Annotated in this window: 15 protein-coding genes and 1 other RNA gene; 9 read left to right on the forward strand and 7 right to left on the reverse strand. The window is 58.4% G+C overall.

What is annotated here, in order from left to right; all coding sequences use genetic code 11:
• The first annotated feature begins 384 nt into the window (after window positions 1-384).
• From PSFL_RS05940 to PSFL_RS05955, 4 genes are read left to right on the forward strand one after another with little or no spacing between them, the layout of a single operon-like run.
• On the forward strand, window positions 385-2,361 hold the full coding sequence (locus PSFL_RS05940; RefSeq protein ID WP_397469810.1) for an N-6 DNA methylase: 1,977 nt from the start codon (window positions 385-387) through the stop codon (window positions 2,359-2,361).
• On the forward strand, window positions 2,358-3,719 hold the full coding sequence (locus PSFL_RS05945; protein ID WP_397469811.1) for a restriction endonuclease subunit S: 1,362 nt from the start codon (window positions 2,358-2,360) through the stop codon (window positions 3,717-3,719). Before PSFL_RS05940 ends, PSFL_RS05945 begins: the two co-directional genes overlap by 4 nt.
• The gene (locus tag PSFL_RS05950) at window positions 3,720-6,920 is read left to right on the forward strand and encodes a type I restriction endonuclease subunit R (protein ID WP_397469812.1); all 3,201 of its coding nucleotides are present in this window, start codon (window positions 3,720-3,722) and stop codon (window positions 6,918-6,920) included.
• Between the two features lie 27 nt (window positions 6,921-6,947).
• Entirely contained in the window at window positions 6,948-7,859 is a 912-nt protein-coding gene (locus PSFL_RS05955; protein WP_397469813.1) for a restriction endonuclease, read from the forward strand.
• A 127-nt stretch (window positions 7,860-7,986) separates the two neighbouring features.
• Here PSFL_RS05955 and ssrA read toward each other — a convergent pair.
• The 4 genes from ssrA to PSFL_RS05975 all read right to left on the reverse strand — a co-directional run bounded on the left by ssrA (window position 7,987) and on the right by PSFL_RS05975 (window position 13,524).
• Window positions 7,987-8,380: a transfer-messenger RNA gene (gene ssrA, locus PSFL_RS05960) on the reverse strand.
• Between the two features lie 102 nt (window positions 8,381-8,482).
• Window positions 8,483-8,767 carry a hypothetical protein gene (locus tag PSFL_RS05965; RefSeq protein WP_057440183.1) on the reverse strand — a complete coding sequence of 95 codons (285 nt, stop codon included), beginning with the start codon at window positions 8,765-8,767 and terminating at the stop codon, window positions 8,483-8,485.
• A 101-nt stretch (window positions 8,768-8,868) separates the two neighbouring features.
• Window positions 8,869-11,703, reverse strand: a complete 2,835-nt coding sequence (locus PSFL_RS05970; RefSeq protein ID WP_057440182.1) for an FAD-binding and (Fe-S)-binding domain-containing protein — start codon at window positions 11,701-11,703, stop codon at window positions 8,869-8,871.
• A gap of 126 nt (window positions 11,704-11,829) precedes the next feature.
• Window positions 11,830-13,524, reverse strand: coding sequence for a lactate permease LctP family transporter (locus PSFL_RS05975; protein ID WP_057440181.1), 1,695 nt, complete (start codon window positions 13,522-13,524; stop codon window positions 11,830-11,832).
• A gap of 259 nt (window positions 13,525-13,783) precedes the next feature.
• Between PSFL_RS05975 and PSFL_RS05980 the strand changes: the two genes are divergently transcribed.
• Window positions 13,784-14,551, forward strand: coding sequence for an FCD domain-containing protein (locus PSFL_RS05980; RefSeq protein ID WP_057440180.1), 768 nt, complete (start codon window positions 13,784-13,786; stop codon window positions 14,549-14,551).
• Window positions 14,552-14,617: 66 nt separating this feature from the next.
• Here PSFL_RS05980 and smpB read toward each other — a convergent pair whose 3' ends face one another.
• Window positions 14,618-15,100 carry an SsrA-binding protein SmpB gene (gene smpB / locus PSFL_RS05985; RefSeq protein WP_029299012.1) on the reverse strand — a complete coding sequence of 161 codons (483 nt, stop codon included), beginning with the start codon at window positions 15,098-15,100 and terminating at the stop codon, window positions 14,618-14,620.
• A 168-nt stretch (window positions 15,101-15,268) separates the two neighbouring features.
• On the opposite strand from smpB, the gene PSFL_RS05990 reads away from it, so the two are divergent.
• Window positions 15,269-15,703 (forward strand): type II toxin-antitoxin system RatA family toxin, encoded by a 435-nt coding sequence (locus PSFL_RS05990; protein ID WP_057440179.1) that lies wholly within the window; start codon window positions 15,269-15,271, stop codon window positions 15,701-15,703.
• Window positions 15,696-16,010, forward strand: coding sequence for an RnfH family protein (locus tag PSFL_RS05995; protein WP_057440178.1), 315 nt, complete (start codon window positions 15,696-15,698; stop codon window positions 16,008-16,010). Before PSFL_RS05990 ends, PSFL_RS05995 begins: the two co-directional genes overlap by 8 nt.
• A 61-nt stretch (window positions 16,011-16,071) precedes the next feature.
• Here PSFL_RS05995 and PSFL_RS06000 read toward each other — a convergent pair whose 3' ends face one another.
• The gene (locus tag PSFL_RS06000; protein ID WP_057960664.1) at window positions 16,072-16,599 is read right to left on the reverse strand and encodes an outer membrane protein assembly factor BamE; all 528 of its coding nucleotides are present in this window, start codon (window positions 16,597-16,599) and stop codon (window positions 16,072-16,074) included.
• A gap of 98 nt (window positions 16,600-16,697) precedes the next feature.
• Between PSFL_RS06000 and fur the strand changes: the two genes are divergently transcribed.
• Complete coding sequence (gene fur, locus PSFL_RS06005) at window positions 16,698-17,102, forward strand: ferric iron uptake transcriptional regulator (RefSeq protein ID WP_010562662.1); 405 nt, start codon at window positions 16,698-16,700, stop codon at window positions 17,100-17,102.
• 96 nt (window positions 17,103-17,198) lie between these two features.
• Here fur and recN read toward each other — a convergent pair whose 3' ends face one another.
• Window positions 17,199-18,872 carry a DNA repair protein RecN gene (recN, locus tag PSFL_RS06010; protein WP_057440176.1) on the reverse strand — a complete coding sequence of 558 codons (1,674 nt, stop codon included), beginning with the start codon at window positions 18,870-18,872 and terminating at the stop codon, window positions 17,199-17,201.
• Window positions 18,873-19,104: 232 nt separating this feature from the next.
• On the opposite strand from recN, the gene grpE reads away from it, so the two are divergent.
• Complete coding sequence (gene grpE / locus PSFL_RS06015) at window positions 19,105-19,674, forward strand: nucleotide exchange factor GrpE (RefSeq protein WP_038445951.1); 570 nt, start codon at window positions 19,105-19,107, stop codon at window positions 19,672-19,674.
• Window positions 19,675-19,677: the final 3 nt, after the last annotated feature.

The following is a 19,677-nucleotide window of genomic DNA, read 5'->3' on the forward strand; positions in this document are numbered from 1 at the left end:
AGATGACAACTGAGCATCAGAAGGTATCCGCCAGGCGCGCACAGCGACAACACATTGTGCTCAAATGACGACTCTCCGGGCCAGCGAAAGGGCGCGAGCAATGAATGTGCAACAGATGACGACGATGAGTTGCTTTAGAAATCCCGCTACTTAAATGGTTAGGCTGGCTGATCGGTTTTTGCCGGGGAACCACTGCATAGACTGCTAAAACCCCGTTTCGAGAACACATTGCAGCAGACATATCGTTGCTGGCTAACGTTCGAGTGCGGCCTTAGCACCGTTGAGTATTCGGAGCGGAGTGAAAATAGGCCGTCGGTTCTGTGACAGGGCGCCAGCTCTAAGGGGTAAACTTGCGTTTTTGCCCGTACTCCAAGGAGTTATTGCGTGAACACGGAAAATCATTCCCAGACGGCCGCGTTTCTATGGTCCATTGCCGATCTGCTGCGCGGTGACTTCAAACAATCGCAATACGGTCGCATCATCCTGCCATTCACCCTGTTACGGCGCATGGAGTGCGTGCTCGCACCGACCAAGGGTGAGGTGATCAAACAAACCTTCGCTCAGGAAGGCCGTCCGGACCAAGTGCGTGAGATGATTCTGCTGCGCGCTGCCGGCCAGCAGTTCTTCAACGGCTCGCCACTGACCCTTGGCACGCTGTCAGACACCCAAACCGCCGCCGACCTGATGAGCTACGTGCAGGCGTTCAGCAAGGATGCCCGCGAGATCTTCGAGCACTTTCACTTTGAAGATTTCGTTCAGCAGCTGGAAACCGCCAACCTGCTGTATCAGCTGGTGCAGCGCTTCGCCGCCACCGATCTGAGCCCCGAGTTCATCAGCAACTTCGGCATGGGCATTATATTCGAAGAGCTGATCCGCAAGTTTGCGGAAAGCTCCAACGAAACCGCCGGGGAGCACTTCACCCCGCGCGATATCGTGCACCTCACCACCTCGCTGGTGATCACCGATCAGGACCACAAGCTCGCGCCCAACAGCATCGTCACGATCTATGACCCAACCGCTGGCACCGGCGGCTTTCTGTCTGAGGGTGATGAGTACATCCAGTCCATCAGCGAGAAGGTCAGCGTGTCGCTGCACGGCCAGGAGCTCAACCCCGAGTCCTATGCCATCTGCAAGGCGGACATGCTGATCAAGGGCCAGGACGTGGCCAGCATCAAGCTCGGCAACACCCTGTCCAACGACCAGTTGGCCGACAAGCGCTTCGACTTTATGCTCAGCAACCCGCCGTTCGGCGTGGAATGGAAGAAGGTGCAGAAGCAGATCACCGATGAGCACAGCCACAAGGGCTTCGACGGCCGCTTCGGCCCCGGCCTGCCGCGCGTGTCCGACGGTTCGCTGCTGTTCCTCCTGCACCTGGTCAGCAAGATGCGTGACCCGCGCGACGGTGGCTCGCGCATCGGCATCATCCTCAACGGCTCGCCGCTGTTTACCGGCGGCGCGGGTTCGGGTGAGTCGGAGATTCGCCGCTACCTGCTGCAGAACGATCTTGTCGAAGCCATCGTCGCGTTGCCGACGGACATGTTCTACAACACCGGCATCGCCACCTATGTGTGGATACTCAGCAACCACAAGGCCGCCGAGCGTCAGGGCAAGGTGCAACTGATCGACGGCAGCCAGCACTACGCCAAAATGCGCAGAGGGCTGGGCAGCAAGCGCCAGTACATCACCGAGGATCAAATCAGTGAACTGGTGCGTCTGTATGGCAGCTTCGAGCAAACCGCACAGAGCAAAACCTTCCACATCGACGCCTTCGGCTACCGGCGTATCACCGTCGAACGCCCGCTGCGCCTGAACTTCCAAACCAGCGCCGAACGCATCGCTAAAGTGCTGGAAGAAAAAGCCCTGCAGAAACACGACAGCGCCGCTCAGCAGCAGCTACTGGCCGCCCTGCAAGCGATGGACGCAAGCCAGTTGCATCGCAACCGCGAGCAGTTCAGCAAGCTGCTGAAAAAAGCCCTCAGCGCGCACAGCGTCAGCCTAAGTACGCCGGAACTCAAAGCCCTGATGAGCGCCCTGAGCGAGCGCGACCCCGAGGCGGATATCTGCATGACCAAAGGCCAGCCGGAAGCCGACGCCGGCCTGCGCGATAACGAGAACGTGCCGTTGGGCGAATCGGTGCACGAGTACTTTGCGCGCGAAGTCATCCCCCATGTGCCAGATGCCTGGATCGACGAAAGCAAAACCGATGCGCTGGACGGCGAAGTCGGCATTGTCGGCTTCGAGATTCCCTTTAACCGCCACTTCTATGTGTTCCAGCCGCCGCGCCCGCTTGCCGAGATCGACCGCGACCTAAAAGCCTGTACCGACCGCATCAAGCAGATGATTGAGGGGCTGTCGGCATGAGCTTGCCAACTTATCCGGGATACAAGGATTCTGGTGTTGATTGGCTGGGAACTGTTCCCGAACACTGGGATAGCAAGCGCCTGAAATTTCTTTTTGATCTTGTTAAACGCGAGATTCGAGAGGAAGACAGGATCGTCACTTGCTTTCGCGATGGCGCGGTAACTCTTCGAGATAATCGGCGGACTGATGGATTTACAAATGCTGTCAAAGAAATTGGCTATCAAGGTATTCGCGTCGGAGACTTAGTCATTCACGCAATGGACGCTTTTGCTGGAGCAATCGGCGTTTCTGACTCTGACGGAAAATCCACACCTGTTTACTCAGTTTGCACTCCGGTATCGCCGAGTGTTTCTTCAAATTATTACGCACGACTCCTACGAAACATGGCGGTTGCAGGCTTTGTGTCATCTTTGGCAAAGGGAATTCGAGAGCGCTCAACTGATTTTCGTTGGGCAGATGCTGGTGAGATTTTTCTGCCAGTTCCATCCGAGACTGAGCAGAGGAAGATCGTTAGTTTCCTCGACCACGAAACCGCTCGCATCGACGCGCTGATCGAAGAGCAACGGCGCCTGATCGAACTGCTCAAGGAAAAGCGTCAGGCCGTTATCTCCCACGCCGTCACCAAAGGCCTCGACCCCACGGTGCCGATGAAAGACTCCGGCGTGGAGTGGCTAGGCGAGGTGCCGGCGCATTGGGCGGTATCACCTCTGAAATTTCTCGTCGAGGAGAAGGTTGCCGGGCCGTACGGTGCTTCGCTAACTAAATCCATGTACACCGACTCTGGCTATAGAGTTTACGGCCAGCAGCAAATCATATCGGATGACTTCGCCATAGGTGACTATTACATTTCCGAGGAAAAATTCAGTGAGATGCAGCGTTACGTTGTGTTCCCAGGAGATGTGCTTGTCTCCGTGATGGGCACAATCGGGAGGGTGTCTGTAGTACCTGTTGGGGTTGAAGTTGGAATAATTAATCCCAGGCTTGTGCGTTATAAATTTGCATCAAGCAAGGTGGTTCCGGAATTTGTAAAGATATTGCTTATGAGTTTGCGATATCAAAGTAGGCTGAGGGAGGAGTCGCAAGGTTCTACAATGGAAGGGTTGAATATGGCCATCCTTGGTGACTTGCCTTTGGTGTCACCACCGTTAGATACCCAATACTCGATAGTCGCTTTTGTTAAAAATTACGATTCCAATTTTAACGAGTTAGTGAGCCAAGCCACTTCGGCAGTAGACCTTCTGCAGGAGCGCCGCTCCGCCCTAATCTCCGTCGCTGTCACCGGCAAAATCGACGTGCGCGGCTGGCAGCCACCGACCCGCGCGCAAGCTCCTGAGTCACTAGAAGTAGAGGCCGTATAAATGGCGGACAGCAAGGAAGCTCAGTTTCAACGCGACATTATCGACGCCCTGGCCGCCCAAGGCTGGCTAGTCGGCACGGCCAGCGGTTTTGATCGGCGCACGGCGTTGTATACCGAAGATGTGCTGGGCTACTTCAAGGAGGCCTGGCCGGAGCGTTGGGACAAGTTCGCCAAGGCCAACCCCAATAACCCGGATGATGTGCTGGTGCAAAAGCTGGTCCGCGAGCTTGAGCAGAGCGGCACCCTGGATGTGCTGCGCCATGGCTTCAAGCTGCCGGCAGTGAAGGTGGAGCTGTGTAGCTTCCAGCCCGACCACGGCATGAACCCGGACACCCTCAAACGTTACCAGTGCAACCGTCTGCGTGTGGTGCCGGAGGTGTCCTACTCGCCGCATGCGCGCGAGGCCGGCAGCAGCGAGCAGAGCTACAACCCACGGCTGGATCTGGTGCTGTTCGTCAACGGCATCCCCACCGCCACGCTGGAGCTGAAAAGCGAGTTCAAGCAGTCGGTGGAAAACGCCAAGCGCCAGTACCGTTACGACCGCCCGGTAAAAGACCCGCTGACGCGCAAACCCGAGCCGCTGCTGACCTTCAAGCGCGGCGCGCTGGTGCACTTTGCCGTGGGCCAAAACGAGGTGGCGATGACCACCAAGCTGGCGGGTAAAGACACCTTCTTCTTGCCGTTCAACCTTGGCAGCGCGGAAGGCGGTGCGGGCAACCCGATGCCCGAGGACGACAGCCAGTATGCCACCAGCTACCTGTGGCAACGCCTGATGCAGCCGGATGCCTGGCTCAAGGTGCTGGGGCGCTTTCTGCACCTGGACAAGAAAACCAGCGAAGGCTTCGACGGCACACCGGTAACCAAGGAAACGATGATCTTCCCGCGTTATCACCAGTGGGAAGTGGTCAACCAGCTAATCAAGACCACCCGGGCCGAAGGACCGGGCAAGCGTTACTTGATCCAGCACAGCGCCGGCTCAGGCAAGTCCAATTCCATCGCCTGGACCGCGCATCAGCTCGCTTCGCTGTACGACGATGCCGGTCAGCGCCTGTTCAACTCGGTGATCGTGGTCACCGACCGTACGGTTCTGGATAGCCAGCTGCAGAACACCATCTACCAGTTCGAGCACGCTCAGGGTGTAGTCAAACCGATCAGCCGTGATGTCGGCAACCAGAGCAAGTCCGAACAGTTGGCCGAAGCGCTGGCCGAGCAGACGCGCATCATCATCGTCACCATCCAGACTTTCCCGGCGCTGTTCGATGCCCTGGACAAATACCCCAAGCTGGCCAGCGGGCGATATGCGGTAATCGCCGACGAGGCGCATTCCTCGCAAACCGGCTCATCGGCCAGCAAGCTGAAACAGATACTTGGCAGTGATGCGCTGGAGGCCGAAGAGGTGAGCGCCGAAGAGCTGCTTGACGCCGCCGTGCAGGCGCGTCAACCGAATGAGCGCATCAGCTACTACGCCTTTACCGCTACGCCCAAGGCCAAGACCCTGGAGCTGTTCGGGCGCCCGGCCGACCCGACGCTGCCAGCCAGCTCCAGCAACAAGCCCGAGGCGTTCCACCTGTATTCCATGCGTCAGGCCATCGAGGAGGGTTTTATCCTCGACGTTCTGCGTAACTACACCACCTACAGCACCGCCTGGAAGATCGCCCACCCGGATGGCGAAGACGACGAGGTGGACAGCAAGAAAGCGCGCATCAAGCTGGCCCGTTGGGTGCGTCTGCACCCGTACAACATCAGCCAGAAGGTCGAGGTGATCGTCGAGCATTTCCGCGCCAATATCCGTGGCCTGCTGAATGGCCAGGCCAAGGCCATGGTGGTGACCAGCAGCCGCCAGGAAGCGGTGCGCTACCAGGTGGCGGTGAAGGCGTATGTGCAGCAGATGGGTTACAGCGATGTACACCCGCTGGTGGCATTTTCCGGCAGCGTGTTGCCGGATGACGTGATTCCCGAAGAGGTGACGGAAAACAGCAATCTTCTCAACGCTGGCCTCAATGGCCGCGATCTGGCGGACGCCTTCGACACCCAAGACTTCAACGTGATGATCGCGGCCAACAAGTATCAGACTGGCTTCGATCAGCCCAAGCTGTGCGCCATGTACGTGGATAAGAAGCTGCAAGGCGTGGACTGCGTGCAGACCTTGTCGCGATTGAACCGCACTTTTGGTGACAGCAAGGAAACCTTCATCCTCGACTTCTTCAACGAGCCGCAGGATATTCTCGATGCCTTCTTGCCGTACTACACCAAAGCCGAGCTGACCGACGTGACCGACCCGCAGATCATCTATGACCTGCAGAAAAAACTGGATGCCGAGGGCATCTACCACTGGCAGGAGGTTGAAGCGTTTGCCTTGGCCTTCTTCGACCCCAAGGCGCAAGCCAGCAAACTTAGTTATTACTGTGCGCCGGCCAAAGAGCGTTTTGCCAAGCGTTACGCCTTCTCGCTGGAATCGCGTCAGCAGGCACTGGATTACAAGCGCACTGCTGAGGCCAATGGCGACAGCGCCGGACTGAAAAAAGCCGAGCACGCATTGAAAGAAGCTGGCGAGCAGGTCGATCAGCTCGACCTGTTCTGCAAGAACCTGCAAAGCTTTGTGCGTCTGTACGAGTTTCTGTCGCAGATCGTGCCTTACGAAGATCGCGAACTAGAGCAACTGTGCGTGTACGCCAAGCACCTGCACCCGCTACTACGGGTAGATCGTCTACTACAAGACGATGTGGACGTCGGCGAGCTGCAACTGAGCCACTATCGTCTGAGCAAGCGTGCCGCACACCAGTTACGCCTCAGCGACGAAACCGGCGAATACAACCTCAAGCCTGGTAGCGACGTAGGTAGTGGTAAGCCTCATGATCCGGAGAAGAAGCGCCTGTCAGAAATCATCGAGGCGCTGAATGATATCTTCGGTGCCGAAGTGAGCGATGATGACCAATTGCAGTTCCTCACGGGCATTGCCCAGCGCATTAGCCGCCAGGAGGATGTGATGGCTCAGGTAAACAACCACTCGGTCGATCAAGTGATGCACGGTTTGTTCCCCAAGCGTGTGCTCGACACGGTGCTTGACGCCATGACCGATCACGAAAAGCTGTCGTTGGAAGTGCTGGATAACGAGACGAAGAGCCGGGCATTTGCGCTGGTGATTTTGAAGATGCTCAAAACTGCGGCTGCCCTCGATGATGGCGGCGTACACGGTGCCTGAAAGTAGCTAGCAGGGATAGGAGTGAAGATGGCAATTCCGGACTTTCAAAGTGTTATGCGGCCGGTGCTGGCTACTGTGCAGAGCGGTGCGCCGCTGCCTCTTAATGAGTTGCGCGAGCGAGTGGCTGATCAGTTCCGACTGACCGAGGACGAACGTAAAGAGCGTTTGCCCTCCGGCCACCAGACGGTGATCAACAACCGTGTGGGCTGGGCTCGCACCTATCTGAATAAGGCGGGGCTGTTATGCATTCCTGCCAAGGGACTGGTGCAGATTACTCCGCGCGGACTCGATGCCTTGGCCGATGGTCCGCAGCGCATCACGGTGAGCTGGTTGAAGCAGTTTCCTGAGTTTGCGGACTTTCATACGGCCAAGCCGCAATCTGTTGATGCGCCTGCCGTGCCGAACGTTGATATTGCCGAAACCACGCCTGACGAACAGTTGTCGGAGGCGCATCAGGCACTGGTGCAATCCCTAGCAGACGAGCTGCTGACACAAGTTTTGGCAGCCTCTCCCAGCTTTTTTGAACAGTTGGTGGTCGATCTGATGATCGCCATGGGTTATGGCGGCTCGCGCAAGGAGGCCGGTAAAGCGACCCAGGCGACCAATGATGATGGTATCGACGGCATCATCAAAGAGGACAAACTCGGCCTGGATGTCATTTATCTGCAGGCTAAGCGCTGGAGTAACACGGTACATCGTCCGGAAATTGACAAATTTATCGGTGCACTTACCCGCCAGCGTGCGCGCAAGGGTGTGTTTATCACCACTTCAGAGTTCTCCGATGGTGCCCGCACTGCCGCGTTGGGGCTGGATATCAAAGTAGTGCTGATTGATGGTGTCGAGCTGGCGCGACTGATGGTGGAAAACAACCTGGGCGTGAGCGTTAAGCAGGTGTATGAGGTGAAGCAGTTGGACAGTGATTACTTTGCGGGCGAGTAATCAGCAATGTTGCTAGCCGCGGAGAAGGGGCTGTCATAAACGGGTTTTAGCCAGCTAATAAAAAATCTGACGGGCACAAAAAAGGCACTTGCGATAAGCGCTAAGTGCCTGATTTGTATGGCTTATTTGGTGGAGCCGGGGGGATTTGAACCCCCGTCCGCCAGTACTCTGCTGTCGGTACTACATGCGTAGCCGTTTCTATTAAGTTAACCCTCAGCGACCCGAAGGGCAGGGTGCTTTGGGCGAGTTGTGTAAGTTTTAGCCGCTTCGTCCACAACGTACTGCACGGCGATTCTGTTCTATATGACAATCACTTTGGGTTTACAGACATCCCCTGGTGATTGCTGGACCCGAAGGTACCAGGAGGGAAGGGCTAAGGCTGCTTACGCAGCGAGAGCGTATTCCCCGTAGGTTTCGTCATTGGCAACTATAGAAAGTTGCAACAGTGGATTTACGAGTTCTGTTACCAACTCGGCATGCACCTAAAGGTTCGCAACCGGCGTCGAATCCTAAACGGCCCCGTGCTTGTTGCTCGATGTGATCGTGAGCGACAAGCCTGCGCAGTGTACGTCAAACGGTCACAGAAGGCCAACCCGAAAGGTTGGCCTTGAGCGGTTGGCGGGTTATGGGTTGCCGCCTTTGTCCAGGTTCTGCAGGTCTTGCAGGGCTTTGGAGGTGATCTCGATACACTTCTTCTCATCACCGGCCGCGTGGGCTGCTTTGGCTTGGGAGACGGCCGTGTCGATCTCGCCGCTTTTGCCACTGGTGTCCGTGGCGAGCAGTGCTTTGCCGTTGTTGATTTTATCCAGGTTGATCTGACAAAGATCTGCTTCGTTGCCTGCGGCAAACACGGGGGAGGCCAGCATCGCAGCTGTAACGAATACACCAGCCAGTACGGAACGCTTCATGGGTATCTTCTTGTGCAAAGAGGTCTCGATGCTGCGCGGTACGTGCGGGCAGCCGGCGAGGTCATGGGGCAGCCCCGGTTGCCCGGGGCTTAAGCAAGTGACTACGCCAGTTCGCAGGGGTTCGTTTTTATTGCGCGGGCCTGGGTCACCCGGTCAACCAGGTAGACCAGGCCGTGGTAATCAATCCCACCGTGCTGGGTCAGACCGATCTCACAGGTGCGGCTGGTGGAGATGCCTTCGCTGCAGTACTGCACGGCGTCCTTGAGGGAGCGCAGGGAGTGGGCGTTGAGTTCCGGCGTGGTGAAGCCTTTATCGCCGGCAAACCCGCAGCAGTGGATGCCTTCGGGGATTACCACGTTGTTGCTGCAACGCCGCGCCAGGTCGATCAGGGCCTGGCTTTCGCCCAGGTGCTGGGTGCTGCAGGTCACATGCACGGCAATCGGTGCATCCTGGGGGGTGAAGTCCAGGCGGTCCATCAGGTGGGTGCGGATAAACCGGACCGGGTCGTAGAGGTCCAGGCGCGTTTGCCCCAGGTCCTGGACCAGGCGCAGGGTGCAGGGGCTGGTGTCGCAGTAGATCGGGTCGAGACCGCCACGGCTGGCGTGGAGCAGGGCGCCGATCAGCTCCTGGCGTTTGTGTTCGGCCTGTTCGGCGTAGCCTTTGGAGGCGAAGGGCTGGCCGCAGCAGAGGCTGTCCGGGTTGTCTGGGATGACCACCTGGTAACCGGCTTTTTCCAGCAGGCCACGGGTTTTGTCGTACAGCGACATTTGCTCTTTGTCCCCGGCCGCCGGACCCATTGCCCGCGATACACAGGCCGCGAGGTAGACCACCCGTGGGCGTTCATCGTTGACGGCGGGGCTGAAGCGGATGGCTTTTTCCGGCTGTGGCATGGCGCTGGTCCACTGCGGGATTTGCCCCTTGGACAGCTTGGTCATGGAGGCCGAAAGTTTCGCCAGGCGTGGCGCGCCCAGTAGCATGCGGGCGCCGTTGGCCACATGCAGGGTGAAGCGTGCGCCTTGCAGTGCGGTAGAGAAGTGGCTGGCCAGCCACTCGGCGGTTTTCGTACTGCCTGCTTCACGGCTGCGCAGTTTTTTCACCAGGTCGCCGGTATTGATGCCTACCGGGCAGCGCTGGGCACACAGCCCGGTGGCGGCACAGGTGTCGATGCCCTGATAGTGATACGCCGCTTCCAGCTCGGTGGTGTCGATGCCGGCGCGTTTACGCGCCTGGATATCACGCCAGATCACGATGCGTTGGCGCGGGCTCAGGGTCAGGCCCTTGGAGGGGCATACCGGCTCGCAGAAACCGCACTCGATGCACTTATCCACAATCTCGTCGGCGGCGGGCAGGGGCTTGAGGTTTTTAAGGTGGATTTGCGGATCTTCGCTGAGCACCACGTCCGGGTTGAGAATGCCGTTGGGGTCGAGCAGGCGCTTGAGTTGCCACATCAACTGATAGGCATCGCTGCCCCATTCCAGTTCGACGAAGGGCGCCATGTTACGACCGGTGCCGTGCTCGGCTTTCAGCGAGCCGCCGAACTCCACGGCCACCAGTTGTGCCACATCATCCATGAACGCTTGATAGCGTGTGACTTCTTCGGCGCTGTTGAAGCCTTGGGTGAACACAAAGTGCAGATTGCCTTCCAGGGCGTGTCCGAAAAGGATGGCTTCGTCGTAGTGATGTTTGTCGAACAGCTCGATCAAGCGGTTCACACCAATGGCCAGTTGCTCCACCGGGAAGGTCACGTCTTCGATGATTACCGTGGTGCCGGTCTTGCGTACGGCGCCGACGGCGGGGAAGGTGTCCTTGCGGATCGCCCACAGGCGCGCGTTTTCCAGCGGGTCTTCGGTGAAGTCGACTTGCTTCTCGACCGGGAAGTCGGCCAGCGAGGCCATGATCAGCGCCAGTTGCTCATGGAGCAATGTGGACGAGGCGGCGCGGGATTCGATCAATAGCGCGCAGGCACTTTCCGATAGTTGTTGTACGAAAGCGGGCATGCCGGGTTTGTCCTGCACCGAGCGCATGCTGCGTCGGTCCAGCAGCTCAACCGCTGACACCGGCTGGGTTTTCAGCACGGTTACGGCATTGCAGCAGGTTTCTACATCCGGGAATACGATCAGCGCCGAAGCTTTGTTCGGGTGATCAATGACGGTGTCGTAGGTCACTGCGCTGATAAAGCCCAGAGTGCCTTCGGAACCCACCAGCAGGTGGCTGAGAATATCCAGTGGCTCGTCGAAATCCACCAGGGCATTGAGTGACAGCCCGGTGGTGTTTTTCAGACGGTATTTATGGCGAATTTTTGCCGCCAATTCAGGGTTGGCCCGGGTCTCGCGGCCCAGGGTGGCCAGGCGCTCAAGCAACTGGCTGTGTTGTTGGCGGAACGCCGCGACGCTGGTGGCGTCCTCGGTATCGAGGCGGCTGCCGTCGGCCAGCACCAGGCGAATCCCGGCCAGGGTGTGGTAGGTGTTCTGGGCGGTGCCGCAGCACATGCCGCTGGCATTGTTGGCGACAATCCCACCGATCTTGCAGGCGTTGATTGACGCCGGATCCGGACCGATCTTACGCCCGAACGGCGCAAGCCAAGCGTTGGCCTGGGCCCCAATGACGCCGGGCTGCAGGCGGATTTGCGTACCTTGGCCACGAATCTCACGCCCGTTCCAGTTATCGCCGAGCACGATCAGCACCGAATCGCTGATGGCCTGGCCGGAGAGGCTGGTGCCGGCTGCGCGAAAGGTCACTGGCACGCGGTCACGTTGCGCCAGTTGCAGCAACTCGACCACTTCATCTTCCGATTCGACGCGCACCACCAGTTGTGGGATCAGTCGGTAAAAACTGGCGTCGGTGCCGAAAGCCAGGGTGGAAAGAGGATCGTCGAAGCGTCGATCTTTCGGGATCAGTCGTGCGACAGCATCCAGGAACGCGATGGGCAGACTCATGGGGCCTCCAGAATCAGCAGCACCCAGTCTGGGGAGCCTTGGCGCCACGGTCCTGCAGACTGGGTTGTGAATAGCTGACGCCGCAAAGCGGTTGCGGCGTCGGTTCTTACGGTATTGCCTGTGGTCTTAATGCACCAGCATGCCGGTGAACCAGTACGCCTGGGCGTAGGTGATCAGGCCGACAATCGTGGCGAAAAACAGGCTGTGCTTGAGGGTAAAGCGGAACAGGTCGGATTCCTTGCCGACCAGGCCGGTCGCGGCGCAGGCCACGGCGATCGACTGTGGCGAGATCATCTTGCCGGTTACGCCGCCACTGGTGTTTGCCGCTACCAGCAGGGTGTCGCTGACGCCGATCTGGTGTGCGGTGGTGGCTTGCAGGGAGCTGAACAGGGCGTTGGACGAGGTATCGGAACCCGTGAGGAACACACCCAGCCAGCCGAGGAACGGCGAGAAGAACGGGAATGCCGCGCCGGTGCCGGCCAGTACCAGAGCCATGGTCGAAGACATGCCGGAGTAGTTGGTCACGAATGCGAACGCCAGCACCATGCCGATGGACAGGATCGGCCAGCGCAACTCGTAGAAGGTCTCTTTCAAAGTGGTCAGACCAGTTTTGAAATTGATCTTCAGCACCAGCATGGAGATCAGTGCGGAGAAGAAAATCGCCGTGCCGGTGGCGGAAATCGGGTCCAGCTTGAACACTGCTGGAATAGCCGTCGCGTTGGTGACGATGGGTGCAACCTTGATCACCATCTGGTCCAGGTGCGGAATCGCAAAGTTGAACACCCAGCTGTACATCGAGCCGCCGGCGGCGAACATCGCCTTGAACGGCTTGAGGGTCCAGATGGTCACCAGCACGGTCAGGATCAGGAACGGCGACCAGGCTTTGAAAATCTCCATCAGGCTGTAAGGCGAAGCCACGGAAGTGCGCGGCTGGCCGAAACCGCCGACGCTGCCGGTAACCGAAACGCTGGAGGTGGCGCCAGCAATCTGTGCGCCCGCTGTACGCTTGGGCTGCCAGACTTTCAGGAACAGGGTCAGGGAGATCAGGCTGGCCAGGGCCGAGGTGATATCCGGCAGTTCCGGGCCGATGAAGTTGGAGGTGAAGTACTGGGTGATGGCAAAGCTCAAGCCGGCCACCAGTGCCGCAGGCCAGGTTTCCTTGACGCCGCGCAGGCCGTCCATCATGAACACCAGCCAGAACGGCACGAACAGCGACAGCAGCGGCAGCTGGCGGCCGGTCATGGCGCCGATCTTGAAGGCGTCGATGCCGGTGACCTGGCCGGCCACGATGATCGGGATCCCCAGGGCGCCGAACGCCACTGGCGCGGTGTTGGCAATCAGGCACAGGCCGGCGGCGTACAGTGGGTTGAACCCCAGGCCGACCAGCAGCGCGGCAGTAATCGCCACGGGTGCGCCGAAACCGGCGGCACCTTCCAGGAATGCGCCGAAGCAGAAGCCGATCAGCAGTACTTGCAGGCGCTGGTCATCGGTAATCGACAGCACCGAGCTGCGGATCACTTCGAACTGGCCACTCTTGACCGTCAGTTTGTAGAGGAATACCGCGGCGACGATGATCCAGGCGATTGGCCACAGGCCGTAGGCAAAGCCATAGCCGGCAGCGGCGAATGCCATATCGACCGGCATCTGGAAGGCAAATATCGCCACCAGGATCGACAGCGCCAGGGTGATGCTCCCGGCAACATGGCCTTTAAGGCGAAACACCGCCAGGGCCAGGAAGAAAAATATGATCGGGATAACGGCGGCCAGTGCGGACAGGCCAAGGCTGCCGAGTGGGCTGTAGAGCTGTTGCCAGGTTTGCATATGGGGTGGCCCCTAATTGTTGTTGGTCATGCATGCTCAGCTGATTTGGATAATTGGTAAGACCAATTTACAATCGCTGTGGGCTAGGTTAAGAGCCTTCGGGGTGGCGTGTCAATTTGCCGCTTGAGAAACTTTGGTCGTATGTCAGCGGGGCGGGGTCTGATCGGTGCAATCAAAGGGGTTCTGATAGGTGCCGACGCCGGCGCAATAGGCCAGAATAGAGGGCCCGGCGAGTGGCCGGGATCGTGGAGAGTCAGTTATGGCGTTTGATCAGGTGCGTCAGCGCCGTTTGTCCGACGATATTGTCGAGCAGCTTGAGGGGATGATCCTTGAGGGCACGTTGAAGTCGGGTGAGCGATTGCCAGCCGAGCGCGCACTGGCTGAACAGTTCGGTGTGTCGCGTCCGTCATTGCGCGAGGCGATCCAGAAGCTGGCGGCCAAGGGGCTGCTGGTCAGTCGCCAGGGCGGCGGCAATTATGTGGTGGAGACGCTGGGTTCAACCTTCAGCGATCCATTGTTGCATCTGCTGGAAAGTAACCCCGAAGCCCAGCGTGATCTGTTGGAATTTCGTCAGACGCTTGAAGCGTCTTGCGCTTATTACGCCGCCTTGCGTGCCACGGAAGTGGATCGCGAACGGCTGACTGCCGCCTTTGACGCCTTGCAGGATTGCTATGCGCGGGATGATGAGGTGAGTCGCATTGAAGAAGGCGCGGCCGACGCCAGGTTTCACTTGGCTATCGCCGAAGCCAGCCATAACGCGGTATTGCTGCACACCATCCGGGGCTTGTTTGATTTGCTCAAGCGTAACGTGGTGACCAATATCGGCGGCATGTACCAGCAACGCACCGAAACCCGGGATATGCTGATCAACCAGCATCGGGATTTGTATCTGGCGATTATCGAGGGGCGGGCGGAACAGGCGCGCGAGGTCTCAACACGTCACCTGCTGTATGTGCAGGAAGTGTTGGAAGAGGTGCGTCAGGAAGTGCAGCGCATGGCTCGGGCAGAGCGGCGCAAGGGGATATAGCCTGCAATTGCGGCGCAGGGAGCAGGCTCCCTGGCCACATCGGCTCGCTTCAAGAGGCGGGGAAGATCAGTCTTCCTTGCCCTTGTTGCGTACGGCGCGCTGCAATTCCCGATTGGAGTCGCGTTCGCGCTCGGTATCACGCTTGTCGTATTCCTTCTTGCCCTTGCCCAGTGCGATCTCGCACTTGACCAGGTGCTTGCTCCAGTACCACGACAGGCAGACGCAGGCATAACCCTTCTGCTGGACAGCAGCAGCGAGCTTTTCCAGTTCGCGGGCATTGAGCAGCAGCTTGCGTGTGCGCACCGGGTCGGCAATAACGTGGGTACTGGCGGTCATCAACGGCGTGATATGACTGCCGAGCAGCCAGGCCTCGCCATCCTTGAGCAGCACGTAACTGTCGACCAGTTGCAACTTGCTGGCGCGCAGACTTTTTACTTCCCAGCCGGCCAGGACCAGACCAGCCTCGAACCGATGTTCGATGAAGTAATCGTGTCGCGCCTTTTTGTTCTGCGCGATGGTCCCTGTTGGGTGTTTCTTTTGTTTAGCCATAGGGGCGGCATTATAGGCAGTTGCGAGCGTGTCGGCTACGGTCAACCTGCGTGCTTGAGCGTGTTGGATGAATCCCGGACAATACCGCCAGTTTTCTGGTTTTTTTCTCTCGCGAATCGGGCAGTCTTTTCGCGATGTTTGCCGCTCAGCTTCGGAAATAACGCTCCCATGACGACGCATATTCAACGCTCGGCCCTGCTGCCTTACCCGGCGCAAGCGCTCTATGACCTGGTCAATGACGTGGCGAGCTACCCGGATTTCCTGCCCTGGTGCTCCTCATCCACGGTGCTGGAGAGCAGCGATGAGCATATGCGCGCGAGCCTGGAGGTATCCAAGGGCGGGCTTGGTCAGAAGTTTGTGACGAGTAATGTGCTGGTTCCCGGTCAGTCGATTGAGATGAATCTGGAAGAAGGGCCGTTCACTCAACTGCACGGCGTCTGGGTGTTCAAGCCGCTGGGGGAGAAGGCCTGCAAGATCAGCCTGGACCTGACGTTTGATTACGCAGGCTCCATTGTGCGCGCGACCTTGGGGCCGCTGTTCAATCAGGCGGCGAATACCCTGGTGGATGCGTTTTGCCAGCGGGCCAAGCAACTGCATGGCTGAGTCGTTGATCGAAATTGAGGTGGTCTACGCTGCGGTAGACCGGCAACGGTTGTTGAGCCTGGCGGTTGCGCCGGGTACGAGCCTGAGGGCTGCGGTGCTGGCGTCGGGCATTGCGGCACAGTTTCCCGAGCTGGATATCGCCGCTTGCCCCTTGGGGATTTTCGGCAAGGTTGTGGCGGACGCTGAAACCCGTAATGTCCAGGTCGGCGATCGCATCGAGATTTATCGCCCCTTGCTGGCGGATCCCAAAGAGGTCAGGCGCTTGCGAGCAGCTAAAGCGGCTGAAGCCCGGCGGCAAAATCCATAGTCTGTGAAACAGCAGGCAACAAAAAGCCCGGCATGCCGGGCTTTTTGTTGAGCGATACAAATTATTGCGGGGCTGTATCCAGAGGTTCTGGCGTTGGCACCGGAACAGTTTCCACGCTGTCGATGTCTTTCTGGATGGTATCCAGCAAGGAGCCAGGCTTGGCCGGCACCTCGGACTTGGGTTTTTCAGCATTCTGCGCTGGCGCAGTGACGCTGGTCCCGCTGTCCTTGCCCAACAGGGCTTCATCACGGCTTACGCCGGGCATGAAGTCACCGGAAAGGCTGACCAGTTGGTCGTTGCCATTAAAGATGACACTGACGCGCTCCTGTTGGCGCTCTCCGCCTCCAGGCTGCAGGCTATAGAGATAATCCCAGCGATCGGCATGGAATGTGTCGGTCAGCAGGGGATTGCCCATAATAAACCGTACTTGCCGTCGGGTCATTCCCGGGCGTAACTGGTCTATCATGTCCTGCGTGACGACATTGCCCTGCTGGATGTCGATTTTGTAAACCCCGGGGAATGAACAACCGGCGAGTGCGAGCAGTCCCACAAGGGTGAAACTGGTTAGCAAGAGCTTGGTGTTTTGCATCGGTGGGCGACTTCCACTATCTTGGCTGGGACAACGTAAACGCCGATCATACCCGTATTAAGAGAAGCTGCGAAGCAGCATCCGCGAGAAAGCTAACCATGGTTGAAAATAGCGAACTACGCAAAGCCGGTCTTAAAGTGACTCTGCCACGAGTCAAGATTCTACAAATGCTCGATTCCGCCGAGCAGCGCCACATGAGTGCCGAGGATGTTTACAAGGCGCTGATGGAGTCTAACGAGGACGTCGGCCTGGCCACGGTTTACCGTGTACTGACCCAGTTCGAAGCCGCAGGGCTGGTGGTTCGTCATAATTTCGACGGCGGTCATGCGGTGTTTGAATTGGCTGACGGTGGTCATCACGACCACATGGTTGACCTGGATACCAATGAGGTTATTGAGTTCACCAGCCCGGCAATCGAAAAGCTTCAGCACGAAATCGCTGAGGAGCATGGATTCGATTTGGTTGACCACAATCTTGTGTTGTACATCCGTAAGAAAAAGTAAAAAAGCGCTGCAGATTCGCTCTGCGCAACGATCGAAGGCGACCCTAGGGTCGCCTTCATGCTATCTGCCGCCAGAGAAAATCCGACAAAAAAGGATTCAAGCCTTCGCCGTTACCACCATTTTCTTCGCGTGGGCCAGGGACTCCTTGGTCAGGTCGATGCCGCCAAGCATGCGCGCGACTTCTTCCACCCGTTCGGTCTTGTTCAGCTTGGACACGGCGGTATGTGTCGCGTCGCTGCCCCTTACCTTGTGCACAAATAGATGCTGATGCCCTTGGGCTGCAACTTGTGGCAAGTGGGTAACGGTCAGCACTTGTCCGCGCTCACCCAGGCGGCGCAACAATTGGCCGACAATTTCAGCGGTCGGCCCGCCAATCCCCACATCCACTTCGTCGAAGACCAGGGTCGGTACGCGCGAGGTCTGGGCGGTAATAACTTGGATTGCCAGGCTGATCCGTGACAGTTCACCGCCGGAGGCGACTTTGGCCAGAGCCTTCAGGGGTTGGCCCGGGTTGGCACTTACCAGCAATTCGACCTGTTCCAGGCCATTGGGCTGTAGTTCGTTGCCACTGTTGGCGTGCAACTCGATGGTGAAGCGTCCACCCGGCATGCCCAGGCGTTGGATCTCCTGCTCAACGGCACAGGCCAGTCCGGTTGCGGCCTGGTGCCGCAGGTCGCTCAGTTCCCGAGCCTTTTCCTGATAATGACGGGCAAAGGAAGCCAGTTCATCGCCCAGGCGCTCGATGGATTCATCATTTGCATTCAGGGTTTCGATCTCGTCCAGCAGCTTTTGCTGCATGGCCGCCACCTCGGTCGGCTGGATCCGATGTTTGCGCGCCAGGGTATAAATAGTGTCGAGGCGCTCTTCGATCTCTTGCAGGCGTGCCGGGTCAGCATCGAAGTGGTCAAGGAAGCGGTTCAGTTCACCAACGGCCTCTTCGACCTGGATCTGCGCACTGGTCAGCAGGGTGGTGGCTTCATTCAGGGAGCCAGAGCCACTGTTTACGCTCGACAGGCGGTTAAGGCTTGCCGTCAGTGCGTTCAGTACATTGCCGGAGTCACTTTCGCTGCATTGCTCGACAACCTGGCGGCAGATGCCCAGCAGGGTTTCGGCATTGGTCAGGTTCTTGTGCTCCTGCTCCAGCTGCTCCAGCTCGGTTTCGCCCAGGCCCAGGCTTTCCAGTTCTTCCAGCTGATAGCTGAGGAGTTGGTGGCGGGCGCGTTGCTCGTCGCCGGAATTGGACAGGCGCTCCAGTTCCAGGCGGGTCTGGCGCCAGCGTTGTGCGGCCAATTGCACCTGGCGGGCGAGATCGGTGGCGCCGGCGTATTCATCCAGCAGTCGGCGATGGGTATCGGTTTTCAGCAGGGATTGATGTTCGTGCTGGCTGTGGATGTCGATCAGCAACTCGCCGAGGGCCTTCAGGTCGCCGAGGGGGCAGGGCGTGCCATTGATGTAGCCCCGCGAGCGGCCTTCGGCGGTAATCACCCGGCGCAGAATGCACGGGCTATCGCTGTCAAGGTCGCGCTCGGCGAGCCAGGCGCTGGCTTCCGGAATATCTGCCAGGTCAAAGGTCGCCAGAATATCGGCCTTGTCTGCACCGGGGCGAACCACGCCGCTGTCGGCGCGATCACCCAGGGTCAGGCCCAGGGCGTCGAGCATGATCGACTTGCCGGCGCCGGTTTCGCCTGTGATTACGCTCATCCCGCGATCCAGTTCAAGATCCAGATGCTCAACGATGGCGTAGTTATGTACGGACAGGTGAACCAGCATAGTGGCCGCTCCCAGGCTTTAGGTCTGGTTATTTATACAGTGTTTTGTTTGGCGCTGACAATCCTGCGACTTAGCTCAATTTGCTTGGATAAAGGGTTTTTTTAGCTCTATGTGGAATGTGCGGGAAAGTGTGAGTCGGGGTATGTCCGCCCTTGAACCTGGAAATTGTGGCCCCATATACCGGAACAGAAGCGCGAGTTGAGTTCGCGCAGGATTTCGAAAGGAGAAAACTATGGCTGACGAACAGACGCTGGATACGCAAAACCCAGACGCCAACCAGGCCTCGCAGGCAGCGGGTGAAGACCTGGCGGCTCGTGTGCAAGTGCTCGAAGAGCAACTGGCAGGCGCTCAGGATCAGGCTTTGCGTGTTGCTGCCGATCTGCAGAACGTCCGCCGCCGCGCCGAGCAGGATGTAGAGAAAGCCCACAAGTTTGCGCTGGAGAAGTTTGCCGGTGATCTGTTGCCGATCATCGACAGCCTGGAGCGTGGCCTGGAGCTGTCCAGTCCGGACGACGAAAACATCCGTGCCATGCGCGAAGGGATCGAACTGACCCTGAAAATGTTCCAGGACACCCTGAAGCGTTATCAGCTGGAAGCAATCGATCCGCAAGGCGGCGAGCCGTTCAACGCGGAGCATCACCAGGCCATGGCCATGCAGGAAAATGCTGACCTTGAGCCTAATAGCGTGTTGAAGGTGTTCCAGAAGGGCTACCAGCTCAATGGTCGCCTGTTGCGCCCGGCGATGGTGGTGGTGAGCAAGGCTCCCGCACCGGTTTCGCCGTCGATTGACGAGCAGGCTTGAAAT

It is taken from the genome of Pseudomonas sp. DD1 (genome assembly GCF_044510355.1).
In the GTDB taxonomy this organism is placed as follows: Bacteria; Pseudomonadota; Gammaproteobacteria; order Pseudomonadales; family Pseudomonadaceae; genus Aquipseudomonas; species Aquipseudomonas shahriarae.

Excerpts from the sequence above, each read along its gene's own strand:
- PSFL_RS05945 (WP_397469811.1), top strand. The coding sequence starts at position 2,358 with ATGAGCTTGCCAACTTATCCGGGATACAAGGATTCTGGTGTTGATTGG.
- PSFL_RS05950 (WP_397469812.1), top strand. The coding sequence starts at position 3,720 with ATGGCGGACAGCAAGGAAGCTCAGTTTCAACGCGACATTATCGACGCC.
- PSFL_RS05955 (WP_397469813.1), top strand. The coding sequence starts at position 6,948 with ATGGCAATTCCGGACTTTCAAAGTGTTATGCGGCCGGTGCTGGCTACT.
- PSFL_RS05965 (WP_057440183.1), bottom strand. The coding sequence starts at position 8,767 with ATGAAGCGTTCCGTACTGGCTGGTGTATTCGTTACAGCTGCGATGCTG.
- PSFL_RS05970 (WP_057440182.1), bottom strand. The coding sequence starts at position 11,703 with ATGAGTCTGCCCATCGCGTTCCTGGATGCTGTCGCACGACTGATCCCG.
- PSFL_RS05975 (WP_057440181.1), bottom strand. The coding sequence starts at position 13,524 with ATGCAAACCTGGCAACAGCTCTACAGCCCACTCGGCAGCCTTGGCCTG.
- PSFL_RS05980 (WP_057440180.1), top strand. The coding sequence starts at position 13,784 with ATGGCGTTTGATCAGGTGCGTCAGCGCCGTTTGTCCGACGATATTGTC.
- smpB (WP_029299012.1), bottom strand. The coding sequence starts at position 15,100 with ATGGCTAAACAAAAGAAACACCCAACAGGGACCATCGCGCAGAACAAA.
- PSFL_RS05990 (WP_057440179.1), top strand. The coding sequence starts at position 15,269 with ATGACGACGCATATTCAACGCTCGGCCCTGCTGCCTTACCCGGCGCAA.
- PSFL_RS05995 (WP_057440178.1), top strand. The coding sequence starts at position 15,696 with ATGGCTGAGTCGTTGATCGAAATTGAGGTGGTCTACGCTGCGGTAGAC.
- PSFL_RS06000 (WP_057960664.1), bottom strand. The coding sequence starts at position 16,599 with ATGCAAAACACCAAGCTCTTGCTAACCAGTTTCACCCTTGTGGGACTG.
- fur (WP_010562662.1), top strand. The coding sequence starts at position 16,698 with ATGGTTGAAAATAGCGAACTACGCAAAGCCGGTCTTAAAGTGACTCTG.
- recN (WP_057440176.1), bottom strand. The coding sequence starts at position 18,872 with ATGCTGGTTCACCTGTCCGTACATAACTACGCCATCGTTGAGCATCTG.
- grpE (WP_038445951.1), top strand. The coding sequence starts at position 19,105 with ATGGCTGACGAACAGACGCTGGATACGCAAAACCCAGACGCCAACCAG.